The organism is Moheibacter lacus, from assembly GCF_014042165.1.
GTDB lineage: Bacteria > Bacteroidota > Bacteroidia > Flavobacteriales > Weeksellaceae > Moheibacter > Moheibacter lacus.
Window position 1 is genome coordinate 242,066 of the sequence record NZ_JACDZE010000001.1, and the last position, 11,909, is coordinate 253,974.

Sequence of the window (11,909 nt, forward strand, 5' to 3'; positions counted from 1 at the left end):
ATTGCAAAATATATTAAAACAAAAAACCATACCCGAATTGAGTATGGTTTTCAATTGATTTTATTTTAACTTTCTACGATTCCTGCTGAGCCGACTTTCCTTTTACAGAAATCTGAACGCCATCTTTGGCTTCATTTAGTCCGATTAATAATTTATCGCCTTCCGAAATCTCCGAATTGATGATTTCTTCTGCCATCGGATCTTCGATGTACTTTTGAAGGGCACGACGTAGTGGACGAGCTCCATAATCTTTATCAAATCCTTTGTCGGCAATAAAATTTTTAGCTTCTTCGGTCAGTTCGACTTCGTAACCCAAATCGGCAAGTCGTTTGTACAATTTTTCCAATTCGATGTCGATGATGTTGTAAATATCCTCTTTAGAAAGCGGATTGAACACGATGATATCATCGATTCGGTTTAAAAATTCAGGCGCAAAAGTCTTTTTCAAAGCACTTTCGATTGTACTTTTCGCACGATCGTCCGCTGTATCTTTTTTGGCTGTAGTTCCAAATCCAACTCCATCTCCAAATTCTTTCAATTGACGTGTTCCAATGTTAGAAGTCAAAATGATGATTGTATTTCGGAAGTCAACTTTTCGACCCAAACTATCGGTGATATGACCATCATCTAGAATTTGCAATAAAATATTGTAAACATCCGGATGGGCTTTTTCGATTTCGTCGAGCAAAATAACCGAATACGGTTTTCTACGAACTGCTTCTGTCAACTGACCTCCTTCTTCATAACCGACATAACCCGGAGGTGCTCCGATCAATCGAGAAATCGCAAATTTCTCCATGTATTCACTCATATCAATTCGGATGAGTGCATCTGGCGAATCAAATAATTCTGTCGCCAGGACTTTGGCCAATTGGGTTTTACCAACTCCCGTCGTTCCTAAGAAAATAAAGGATCCAATCGGTCTTCCCGGATCTTTCAATCCTGCACGGTTTCGCTGGATGGCTTTTACCACTTTTCCAACTGCTTCGTCCTGACCGATGACTTTTCCTTTCATCAAAGCACTCATCTGAGAAAGTTTTTTCAATTCTTTCTCGGCTACACGATGCACCGGAATGCCGCTCATCATGGAAACCACTTCTGCTACATTTTCTTCCGTTACCGTTTCACGATTTTCTTTTGAATCCTGCATCCAGTCTGACTGGGCTTTTTTCAATTGGGCTTCAATTTGTTTTTCGGTATCACGTAAACGTGCAGCTTCTTCGTATTTCTGGCTTTTTACAACTTTGGTTTTTTCTTCCCGAACTTCTTCGAGTTTCTTTTCTAAATCCAAAATTTCCTGTGGAACTTTGATATTTTTAATGTGAACTCTGGAACCGGCTTCATCCATCGCGTCGATGGCTTTGTCTGGCAAATAACGGTCGGTGATGTATCGATTGGTCAAATTCACACAAGCTGCAATCGCTTCGTCTGTATAATTGACGTTGTGATGTGTTTCATATTTGTCTTTGATTTGATTCAGAATTTGAACCGTTTCTTCCGGAGAAGTCGGATCTACCATAATCGTTTGGAATCGTCTTACCAATGCGCCGTCTTTCTCGATGTACTGACGGTATTCGTCCAAAGTCGTGGCACCGATACATTGTAATTCACCTCTTGCTAAAGCAGGTTTGAACATATTGGACGCATCCAGCGAACCGGTTGCTCCACCAGCTCCTACGATGGTATGCAATTCATCAATGAAAAGAATGATGTCATCATTTTTTTCCAATTCATTCATGATGGCTTTCATTCTTTCTTCAAACTGTCCACGATATTTAGTCCCGGCTACTAAACTCGCTAAATCCAACGTTACCACTCGTTTGTTGTACAAAACTCTGGAAACTTTTCGTTGGATAATTCGAAGTGCCAAACCTTCTGCAATCGCAGATTTTCCCACTCCCGGCTCACCGATGAGCAATGGATTGTTTTTCTTACGGCGACTTAAGATTTGGGAAACACGTTCGATTTCCTTCTCACGTCCTACCACCGGATCCAGTTTCCCTTCGATAGCAACTTGGGTTAAATCTCTCCCGAAATTATCCAAAACCGGAGTTTTGGTTTTGGTATTTCCCTTTGGAGCTTGTCTTTCAAATTCACCTGTTCCGCCTGCTCTTTCATCATCATCATCGTAGTTGGACTCCGCTTTAGGTGATTCGTCGATTTCGTCTTCCATAAATTGAAAATTAAATTCTCCTTTAATGATGGCATAATCCACTTCCATTTTTTTCAGAAGTTTGGTTACCGGATCATTTTCATTTCGAAGTATACACAACAATAGGTGAACAGTGTTGACAGTCGAATTTTTAAACAATTTGGCTTCTAGGAACGTCGTTTTTAAAGCGCGTTCTGCTTGTTTGGTCAATTGGAGATTTTGATTTTGGTTGGAGAAACTTTCTTTTGGAGGTGCCAATAACTCAATCTTTTCTCTAACCTCCTTCAAATCCACATTTAAACTTTCCAAAATAGAAACGGCTTTACTATCACCATCGCGTAAAATACCCAACAGCAAGTGCTCCGTCCCTATCTGATCATGCCCCAATCGCAAAGCTTCTTCCTTGCTGTAAGCAATCACATCTTTTACTTTCTGTGAAAAATTATCGTTCATTTTTTATCTCTTGCTAACAAATATAAATTATTCTCTGTCTAATTCGCACAAATAATGCCATAGTTATTAACGATTTATTGATAGGCAATATCTGCCAAATCTGGTGAAATCCATAATTTAATCGGACAAAATTTCAGTTTATTATATAAAATTCTAATTTAAATTAGACCAATGCGAGAATTCTTTTTCAAATTTAATCAGCTCAATTCCAACGCCATTCACCTCAACTAAAAATCAATTTTATTTATCAGATTCAATAAATAATATATGATTGTATGAAAACACAACGCCAAAGCGTAATTCTTTTTACTTTTACTGTTCCAATGTTAAAAATTCCATGTTTAAAAAATTTACCATAACTGCTTTTTTGCTTTTTTTGATTTTGGGTTGCAAGAAAATTGAAAATACCATGGGTTTCTCATCTCATTCTTCATCTGAAATAGAATTGTTTGAACTTTCGTTTGAAAATGTTTTTTTGTCTAATTTTTCTGCAAAATTCACTGATTCAGATACCATTTTTATGCAATACAATTCGGTCGAAACCAAATTAAAAGACAGCATTCAGCCCAATAAGTTTTATTATAGTTTGGTTCCTAAAAAACAAAGAAATGACTTGTACGACTTTATAAAAAAGATTGATTTCTCTAAATCCAATCAGGAATTTGATGAAGAAAAAATACCGAGAGGAATTGAATATCGACTTTATTTCACAAAAGATGGAGAAGAATATTTCTATGTTCTAAACCAATTGGACAAAGCACCTGAAAACCTGGACAGTTTGGTACATAAAGCATTGCGGATCATCCCAAAAACTAAAGATTTAAAAGTCTACTCTAAATCCGTTTCATTTAAAAGTAAAATCACCACACCTCCTGAAACACCTGAGTTTGAAGTGGATTCTTTAAATTTCGAATAAACATTTCAAATTCAATGTCTCCAAAACGAAAACTTTTTGAACATGAATATTGGCCTTACTGGTTATTTTATGCGCCATTTGTTCCATATTGGATTTGGAATTCCGTAAAATCCGGTTCTTTTAGTTATTTCTGCAAAGTCAATCCGGGAATCAAATTTGGCGGATTTCTCGATTATTCTAAATTTAAAATTCTCCAACAAATTCCGGATGACTTCAAACCCAAAACCCAATTTCTAAAATCAAAATCTGATTTAACTTTTGATTTCCCATTTGTAATAAAACCGGATTTGGGGGAGCGTGGTAGATTTGTTGAAGTCATCAAAACAATTGAAGATTGGGAAAAATACCCCATCCAGAACCATTTAATCGCGCAGGAATTTGTGGATTTACCGTTTGAATTCGGGATTTTCTACGCCAAACTACCCTATGAAAATCAAGGTCAAATTTTATCCATCACCGGAAAAGAATTTTTGGTTTACACAGCCGATGGAAATTCGACTTTAAAAGCATTTGTAGAGAATCATCCGCGAACGGTTTCGAGAATAAACTATTTAAAAGAGAAGTTTAAAGACGTTTGGGAAATTATGCTTCCTGAAAGAACTGAAATTTTATTGGAACCAATCGGGAACCACAATCGTGGAACGAGATTTCATGATACTTCCAATTTGATTTCCAAAGAATTGGAAAATAAAATTGATGAAATCGCAAAAGGAATCGATGGATTTCATTATGGTCGATTTGATGTAAAAACTCATTCGGAAGAAGATTTAAAAAAGGGAAAAATTATCATTTTGGAAATCAATGGTGCCAATTCTGAACCGACGCATATTTACGATTCCAAATTCACTTTGATTCAAGCCTACAAAGAAGTGAAACAGCATTTGGACATCCAATTTGAAATTTCCAAAAAGAACCCGAAAACCTATTCGTCTTTTGATTTTTATAAAGCAGTTCTGAAACGGATTTTCTAATTTCAGCAAATTTGTCAGTTGAAATCAAGTCGGAATGGTTTGTGAAATTTTTCTCTAAATTCAACTGATGAAATATCCTTTCCCAAAAAACACCTTATATGTCCCCATCATCCTTCTATTTTTGATTTGGATCACTTTTTTGTTTCAAAATTTAGGATTGGGGAGGTTCAATTGCTATGGAATCGTACCGAGAAATGGGTTGGGATTAAGAGGTATTTTATTGAGTCCATTGTTTCATGGCGGTTGGAAGCACATCATCAATAATTCTATTCCACTTGCGGTTTTGAGCTTTTTTGCGGTTTTATTTTACCAGAGAACTGCTTATTATGTCATCGCGCTTGGATGGATTTTTTCCGGACTATTAGTATGGTTGTTTGGGAATTTATTGCCTGGTGATGGAATCGGATGCCACATAGGCGCAAGTGGATTGGTTTATTTATTGGCTTCCTATGTATTTTTTAGTGGTATTTTCAAGCATTCTAGAAATTTAATCGCAGTTTCACTCATCGTTGTTTTTCTTTATGGAAGTATGATTTGGGGTGTGTTTCCGGAAGAATTCTTACCTAAATTTTATAGAGAAGATAGTAGCCCGATTTCCTGGGAAGGACATTTAGCAGGTGCAGTTGTTGGATTTATTTTTGCGGTCATCACCCGAAACCATGGACCAAAGCGCCAAATTTATAGTTGGGAAAATCAATCAGAACCTGATGCCCGCGAAAAATGGTTATGGGAAAAATATAAAGAATCACTTCCTGAAGAAGAAAGAAAAGCCATAGAAGAAAAATATGGAGAACAAAGGAATGAGGAATCTGAAGATGAAGATTATTGGTATCGAAATGATACTTTCAAATAAGAATTGAAACGCTTACTTTTGGATGATGATAAAAATCGAACATTTAGGCATAGCGGTTAAAGATTTAGAAACTTCCAATGAATTGTTCAGAAAATTATTGGGAAAACCTTTGTACAAAGAAGAAACCGTAGATTCTGAAGCGGTCAAAACATCTTTTTTTGAATTGGGTGAAAGCAAATTGGAACTGCTGGAAGCGATGAATGAAGATAGCGCCATCGCAAAATATTTGGATAAAAACCGAGAAGGAATTCACCATATAGCTTTTGCAGTTGAGGATATGAACGCAGAAATCCAACGACTTAAAAATGAAGGATTTCAGTTTATCAATGAAACGCCAAAAGAAGGCGCAGACAACAAATGGGTGGTGTTTTTACATCCCAAAACGACCAATGGTGTATTGGTAGAATTATGTTCTGACCGAAAAATTTTGTAGAATTTATCAGATTGTCTTAATATTGCAGTCCCAAAATGCGATCAAATCGAAATTCATTATTGGAAATTCGCACATTGCAATTGGAAAGGTCCTATAGCTCAGTTGGTTAGAGCACCTGACTCATAATCAGGTGGTCCTTGGTTCGAGCCCAAGTGGGACCACAAGAAAGCTTCAACAATCGTTGAGGCTTTTTTTTCTTCAAACTCCCGAGAAATCAGAAAGTAATTTCGCAGAAAAAGCCGTAATTTCGCAGAAACCAATAGCATCAAATTTTGGAAACAAATAGACAAAAAAAAGTAGCCACCGTTTTTCAGGAAGAATTATCAGAAATTTTCCGCAAAGAAGCCAAAGAACTATTTCCGGGGAAATTATTGACCGTGACTGAAGTTGCTGTTTCACCTGATTTATCTGTAGCCAAAGTCTATGTGAGCGTTTTCCCAACCAATGAAAAGGAACAAATCATCCAATTGGTCAAAGAAAAAGCACCTTATTACAGATCATTATTGGCCAAAACCGCTGCCAAAACCATGCGGATAACTCCGGAACTTTTGTTCTATTTGGATTCTTCTTTGGATGATATTGATAAAATTGACAGAGCATTACGTGGAGAAGGAAACAATCCTGTTTTGTAAATGAAAAACGTATCGCTTTTCATAGCTCGCCGCTACAATACTTATACCCTGCTGATCAGTATGGCGCTGATCTTGATTTCGTCTTTAATGGTCGGAACCTTGATTTATTCTGGAAATTTATCCCTAAAAATCATTCGGGATTTACTTTTTCCGGAACAAATACTCAGCAACAACCAACAAATATTGATCGTGGTTTTAATGCTCGGTTATCTTTTGATTCAAACCACTGCTATTTACTTATTATTCAATAAATTACTAAAATCAATTCCGAAAAATTATAAATTGGGAATTGCATTTTTGATTGCGTTTATTTCACTTGGGACTGCCGGATTTTTGATATTTAAAAATCTAAACCAAAGCATCGGGATCAATGCCTTGAACTTGGTTTTGATCTCAACAGGATTGTTGTCAATTATTTTTGGTTTGCTCAATTATATTTTTTCAAAACGAAAAATTACAGGCGTCAACATCATCACTTCCATCGCTGTTTTTGCCATCACCATAGCCACTTGTGCGCTATTTGTCATTCTTTCCGTATTCTCAGGTTTGGAAAAAATGAACATCCAATTTTTCAGCAATGTGAACCCAGATTTAAAAATTTCTCCGTCAAAGGGAAAAACACTAACTGATCTTGAGGTAATTACAGCCAAATTGGACAAAAAACCACAGGTTCTTTCTTATTCAAAAGTAATAGAAGAAAAGGTTTCAGTTGAATTTGAAAACAAACAAGACATTGCCTACATCAAAGGAATTGATAAAAACTATACGAATGTTGTTAAAGTGGATACCTGTATCGTCCATGGCTCGTTTTTATCATTTGAAAATCCAAATGAAATACTGGCTTCTGATGGTATAGCCAGACGCTTGCAGATGTACATAGACCATCAACATGCAAGTCTTCTGCGCATGCCCAAACCCGGAACAGGCTTGATTTCATCTGAAAATGAAGCATTTAACACAGCACTTGCTAATCCGGTTGGGATTTTTATCATCAATGATCAATATGACAAATACATTTATTCACCTTTAGAATTGACCCAAAACCTTTTAGAACTACCTCCCAATTCAGCTTACAGCATCGAGATCAAACTGCAACCCGGATTGAATCTTAACACGGCAAAATCTGCGCTTCAAAATGATTTGGGAAATTCGGTTTTGGTTCAAACCCGACAAGATTTGGATTCGACATTTTTAAAGGTCATGAATGTAGAAAACCTGATTATTTATTTGATTTTCACATTGGTAATCATCATCGCTACATTCAATTTGGCTGGAGCAATCATCATCATCATTTTGGATAAAAAAACCCAAATCAAAACCATGTGGAGTTTCGGGATGCGACTATCTCAAATCAAAAGGATATTTTTCCAAACCGGATTATTGATCACGGTATTTTCCATTTTATTTGGTTTGGGCCTAGGTAGCGCACTTGGGATTTTACAAAATCAATTCCATCTGGTGATGGCCAATGCTTTTGTTGCATTTCCATTTGAATTCACTTTAACCAATTATTTCACCGTGATTTTGACTGTGTTTTGCATCGGTGGATTTGTTTCTTGGATGGTCTCTCGGAAACTACCGGTCTGAAAGAATGATTGAGTGGTTGAGTGGTTGAGTAATAAAATCAATTGAATTTTAACTCCAATTCCTTTGCCAGAGCGGTTTTGTCAATAATTTTCCAGTCGTAAATTTTTGCCAATTGATACAATTCTCCTAAATTTTCAATCAATTGTTGATGGGCCTGATCTTCTAATTTTTTCTGATCAATTGATTTTTCGATGTGTTCAATTGCTCGTTTTTTGATTTCATTCAATTCATCTTTCTCAAAAGTATTGAAACGGCTTTGATCCAAATCATAAATGCTCACGTCCGGGAAAATTTCCAATTCCATTTCCGGTACTTTTTGAATATAGATGGTTTTATTTTCCTCATCCAATTCTACTTCCAATTTTTTCAAATCATAAGTCGCCTGTACTTTCACATTGACCAAAAAAAGCACTTTTTTGTCAAAACTGAAATAATCCTTTAATCCAGGCACATAAGAACTACTTTTATGCGAATAAACATCGGAAAACATTTGTTCTGCCACGATCATTTTATTCATTTTCTGAATTTCGTAGGCGATGACATGGGATTCATTCGTAGAACTATTGGTTTGAAATTGCTTCATAATGAAATAAGTCAGCAAAGCACCAAAGAGAATTCCGGCGATGATATAAACTGTTTTTTTCAATCTTCAAAATAATTAGGCGTCAACGGACTTTCATTCACAATCATCATGATATCTTCTTCTAGCGAACCTGAAACCGGTGATTCCACGATTCTCCCGACCTCCTCACCTGCTTTATAAAAAATAAAAGTCGGGACAAAACGGACGTCTTTCCCTATTTCTTCACTATAAAAACTCTTTTTGCTTTCATTTACCGCATAGGTTAAAATTCGTTGTTTAGGGAATTTGGCTTCATCCAAAATTTTCATAAGCCTTGGATATTCGCGGCGAGAATCCTCCGACCAAGTTCCCATAAAGACTTCGATGCGGAACTTTTTAAGCTTTCCTTTGAATTCCTTTACTAAAGCAGGATTAGTCGTATAAGTATCATATTCCTGATGGAACCATTCTGAAAATGGTTCTTTTAAAAAAGCTGTTCGATCTACACCACCCAGCAACATTTTGTTTCCGTCCTTTAAATTCACGACACGGTTAAAAATATAAGGACCTTCACAACTTGTAATCAAAAGAAGGAAAATCAGTACAAATAAGGAGTTTTTCATTGGTCTAATTTGAGGAAGTAAAGATAAAAAAAATGATCAGCCTTTGAAATTTCCATTTTCAAAGTGAATATTTCCTACAGAAAAATCAGCCAGTTCTCCGATTACCGGAAAAACAGAGGATTTCCCATGGTATTTTTCACCTTTCATATCTTGATCCAAATGACCGTAATAAGCCGATAAATCGCCTATTTCTTCAATTTTAGAGCAATAAATCACCTCTTGACTTTCCAAATCTACTCTTTCTTCAAAATAAATCCCAATGTCCAATATAGCATGACTTTCGCTCGATTCAACTTGAACATTTCGCAATATGATGTCCAAATATTTCTTTTGATTCAGTGGAATGTTATCGTAGTTCCTTTTTTCCATCACATCAGAGCGGGAAATTCTCTCAAAAGCCAATAAAATAGCCAAAGCATTGAACTTTCTGACTTGATTTCTACTATAATCATTTGGAAAATGTCCGGCTTCAAACAAAATACAAGGAAAACCCAATTTGGTAAAATTATCTCCGGTAGAATTGGGGTAGAATTCATCCGTAAATCTCGAAAGATGCCCAGGAATCACTGCTTCCAAGCCTTTTACCATATGATCAATCACCGCCATCGCTTTTATGCGAGACTCAGTTACAGATCGAATTTCATCTGGGGAAGGGGCTAAAAAGGCCATTGTCGCAGGTTTTGACTGATCACCAACATTGAAAATCGATCTTTGATCATGTAAATTGAACATAAAATCAGGTTGAATTTCAGATACAGCAGCTTTTAAAACCTTAATTTCAGGTGAAGCTTCTTGCAAAAAATCACGATTTAAATCTATTCCGGCAGCATTTCGACGTGTATAAAGCGAAGAACCATCAGGATTCAACATAGGTATATAATAGATGCATAATTCCTTTAATATAACATCTGACCATGAAGTTTCAGATTTTAAGAACGAAAAAACATCCAACATCGCCCTTGTTCCGGTTGATTCGTTCCCATGCATCTGCGACCAAATTAAAATTTTGACTTTTCCGGTCCCGATTTTTAACTGAAAAATTTCATTGCCCAAAAATGATTTTCCGATAGAAATTTTGTCCGGAAAATTTTGATCTAAATAAGATTTCAATTTTAAAAAAGGTAAGTATTTGGATTCCAATCCATCTACACGATGTTTTTCGTAATTATTGTTAAAAAGTACTGTCAATCCCATAAAACGAAGTTACAATTTTTTGAAAAGTGATTTTAAAGCGATTTAAGCGACTTTCAATTTTTCCATGAATCTGGGTTTAGAAAAATTAAAATAATGGCTGAAACAAGAGCCGAAAACACAATTTACATTTGTAATTTACAATTGTAAATAGATGATCATGAAAATATGTCAGGTATAGACCAATTTATTGTCAATATTATATTATATTTTACTTAACTCCTTTTTATCAAATATATAATTGATATTATATAAATCATTAGTATAACTTTACTTTAAGTCAAATTGACAAAATGATGGTTGAATATACTATTGTGAATTGTAAATTTTTAGTTTACTTTTGTAAAATGGAACTAAAAAATAGAATTCTTGAAATTTTGGAAAAATCGGGGCTCACACCCTCCGAATTTGCGGACAAAATTGAAGTGCAGCGATCGGCCATTTCGCACATCACTTCCGGACGGAACAAACCGAGTTTGGAATTTCTGATCAAAATCAAACAAGCCTATCCGGAAATCGATAGTGATTGGTTGATTTTTGGGACTGAAAAAAAGATAGAGTTGGAAGAAAATTTGACCAAAAAAGAAACAGATGAAAAATCGGACGACTCCTATCCCACCCTTTTTGAATTATTTGATTCTGATGAAAAAATTGAAAAAGAAGAGGCCGTAAAGGATTTTCCTCCTACAGAAAATTTAAAAACGCCGGCTGTTGAACCAAAGAAAATCAAGAGAGCCTTGCTATTTTTTGAAGATGGAACTTTTGAAGATTTTGTTTCAGGGAACTAAGTATTGCTGTTAGAAAATTCATTAATTTCGTTTCCGAGATGAATTTTCTAGCACATCAATACCTTTCTTTTCATAACTCTGAAATTCAGTTGGGGAACTTATACGGTGAAATCGTCAGAGGAAAAGATTATCTTCATTTCGAGAAAGGTCTCCAAAACGGGATTTTGCTGCATCGTGAAATCGATACTTTTACGGATGCGCATGATTTGGTTAAAAATAGCACGCAAAAGTTTCATGAAAAATATGGAAAATATGCGCCGGTAATCGTAGATGTATTGTATGATTATTTATTGATCAAAAATTGGGAAACATATTCTCAAGTTCCTTTTGACCAATTCGTCCAAGATTGCTATGCCCTTTTCAGTGAAAATTTTGAAACTTTCCCACCAAAACTCCAATTCATCATACAACATTTGCTTGAACATGATTGGTTCCATAACTACACCAGCATCGAAGGAATCAGCCAAACACTAAAAGGAATCAGTCAGCGAAGCAAATTCAAAAACAATATTGAAGAATCTACTCATGAATTTCTTTTGTTTGAACAAGATTTGCAAGAAGATTTCCAAATTTTCTTTCCTGAACTGATTTCTCATTGCAAATTATTTATTGCTGAGAACCAATAAATTTACCTTGGGAATTGCCCAAAGCTACCAACATTGAATTCCAACGAAGTTTGACTTCGCTTAAATAAATAATGAATTTAAATCCTGATAAAGTTCGAGATGAGAATTTCAGCGGAAACCTC

General features: G+C 35.6%; 12 protein-coding genes and 1 tRNA gene. 9 read left to right on the plus strand and 4 right to left on the minus strand.

What is annotated here, in order from left to right; translation table 11 throughout:
- Window positions 1–73: 73 nt before the first annotated feature.
- Window positions 74–2,605 (minus strand): ATP-dependent Clp protease ATP-binding subunit, encoded by a 2,532-nt coding sequence (locus HU137_RS01090; protein ID WP_182041963.1) that lies wholly within the window; start codon window positions 2,603–2,605, stop codon window positions 74–76.
- A gap of 409 nt (window positions 2,606–3,014) precedes the next feature.
- Between HU137_RS01090 and HU137_RS01095 the strand changes: the two genes are divergently transcribed.
- From HU137_RS01095 to HU137_RS01125, 7 genes are all read left to right on the plus strand, one after another.
- Complete coding sequence (locus HU137_RS01095) at window positions 3,015–3,521, plus strand: hypothetical protein (RefSeq protein WP_182041964.1); 507 nt, start codon at window positions 3,015–3,017, stop codon at window positions 3,519–3,521.
- A 14-nt stretch (window positions 3,522–3,535) separates the two neighbouring features.
- Window positions 3,536–4,492 (plus strand): hypothetical protein, encoded by a 957-nt coding sequence (locus HU137_RS01100; protein WP_182041965.1) that lies wholly within the window; start codon window positions 3,536–3,538, stop codon window positions 4,490–4,492.
- A 67-nt stretch (window positions 4,493–4,559) separates the two neighbouring features.
- Window positions 4,560–5,345, plus strand: coding sequence for a rhomboid family intramembrane serine protease (locus HU137_RS01105; RefSeq protein ID WP_182041966.1), 786 nt, complete (start codon window positions 4,560–4,562; stop codon window positions 5,343–5,345).
- 25 nt (window positions 5,346–5,370) lie between these two features.
- Window positions 5,371–5,778, plus strand: a complete 408-nt coding sequence (gene mce / locus HU137_RS01110) for a methylmalonyl-CoA epimerase (protein ID WP_182041967.1) — start codon at window positions 5,371–5,373, stop codon at window positions 5,776–5,778.
- A gap of 87 nt (window positions 5,779–5,865) precedes the next feature.
- A tRNA-Ile gene (locus HU137_RS01115) sits at window positions 5,866–5,939 on the plus strand.
- A gap of 111 nt (window positions 5,940–6,050) precedes the next feature.
- Window positions 6,051–6,410, plus strand: coding sequence for a 30S ribosome-binding factor RbfA (rbfA, locus tag HU137_RS01120; RefSeq protein ID WP_182041968.1), 360 nt, complete (start codon window positions 6,051–6,053; stop codon window positions 6,408–6,410).
- On the plus strand, window positions 6,411–7,997 hold the full coding sequence (locus HU137_RS01125) for an ABC transporter permease (protein WP_182041969.1): 1,587 nt from the start codon (window positions 6,411–6,413) through the stop codon (window positions 7,995–7,997). It abuts the gene before it with no gap.
- Between the two features lie 37 nt (window positions 7,998–8,034).
- Here HU137_RS01125 and HU137_RS01130 read toward each other — a convergent pair whose 3' ends face one another.
- From HU137_RS01130 to HU137_RS01140, 3 genes are read right to left on the minus strand one after another with little or no spacing between them, the layout of a single operon-like run.
- Window positions 8,035–8,643 (minus strand): DUF4230 domain-containing protein, encoded by a 609-nt coding sequence (locus HU137_RS01130; RefSeq protein ID WP_246361462.1) that lies wholly within the window; start codon window positions 8,641–8,643, stop codon window positions 8,035–8,037.
- Complete coding sequence (locus HU137_RS01135; RefSeq protein ID WP_182041970.1) at window positions 8,640–9,182, minus strand: thioredoxin family protein; 543 nt, start codon at window positions 9,180–9,182, stop codon at window positions 8,640–8,642. The genes HU137_RS01130 and HU137_RS01135 overlap by 4 nt, the downstream gene beginning before the upstream one ends.
- A 36-nt stretch (window positions 9,183–9,218) precedes the next feature.
- Window positions 9,219–10,376 carry a M14 family zinc carboxypeptidase gene (locus HU137_RS01140; RefSeq protein WP_182041971.1) on the minus strand — a complete coding sequence of 386 codons (1,158 nt, stop codon included), beginning with the start codon at window positions 10,374–10,376 and terminating at the stop codon, window positions 9,219–9,221.
- 344 nt (window positions 10,377–10,720) lie between these two features.
- Here HU137_RS01140 and HU137_RS01145 point away from each other — a divergent pair, with 344 nt between their 5' ends.
- Entirely contained in the window at window positions 10,721–11,161 is a 441-nt protein-coding gene (locus HU137_RS01145; protein ID WP_182041972.1) for a helix-turn-helix transcriptional regulator, read from the plus strand.
- 38 nt (window positions 11,162–11,199) lie between these two features.
- A complete protein-coding gene (locus tag HU137_RS01150; RefSeq protein ID WP_182041973.1) occupies window positions 11,200–11,787 on the plus strand; it encodes an acyl carrier protein phosphodiesterase in 588 nt (195 codons plus the stop codon).
- Window positions 11,788–11,909: the final 122 nt, after the last annotated feature.

What these genes read in the sequence shown, in the direction of transcription:
- HU137_RS01090 (WP_182041963.1), bottom strand. Translation starts at nt 2,605, where the DNA reads ATGAACGATAATTTTTCACAGAAAGTAAAAGATGTGATTGCTTACAGC.
- HU137_RS01095 (WP_182041964.1), top strand. Translation starts at nt 3,015, where the DNA reads ATGGGTTTCTCATCTCATTCTTCATCTGAAATAGAATTGTTTGAACTT.
- HU137_RS01100 (WP_182041965.1), top strand. Translation starts at nt 3,536, where the DNA reads ATGTCTCCAAAACGAAAACTTTTTGAACATGAATATTGGCCTTACTGG.
- HU137_RS01105 (WP_182041966.1), top strand. Translation starts at nt 4,560, where the DNA reads ATGAAATATCCTTTCCCAAAAAACACCTTATATGTCCCCATCATCCTT.
- mce (WP_182041967.1), top strand. Translation starts at nt 5,371, where the DNA reads ATGATAAAAATCGAACATTTAGGCATAGCGGTTAAAGATTTAGAAACT.
- HU137_RS01125 (WP_182041969.1), top strand. Translation starts at nt 6,411, where the DNA reads ATGAAAAACGTATCGCTTTTCATAGCTCGCCGCTACAATACTTATACC.
- HU137_RS01135 (WP_182041970.1), bottom strand. Translation starts at nt 9,182, where the DNA reads ATGAAAAACTCCTTATTTGTACTGATTTTCCTTCTTTTGATTACAAGT.
- HU137_RS01140 (WP_182041971.1), bottom strand. Translation starts at nt 10,376, where the DNA reads ATGGGATTGACAGTACTTTTTAACAATAATTACGAAAAACATCGTGTA.
- HU137_RS01145 (WP_182041972.1), top strand. Translation starts at nt 10,721, where the DNA reads ATGGAACTAAAAAATAGAATTCTTGAAATTTTGGAAAAATCGGGGCTC.
- HU137_RS01150 (WP_182041973.1), top strand. Translation starts at nt 11,200, where the DNA reads ATGAATTTTCTAGCACATCAATACCTTTCTTTTCATAACTCTGAAATT.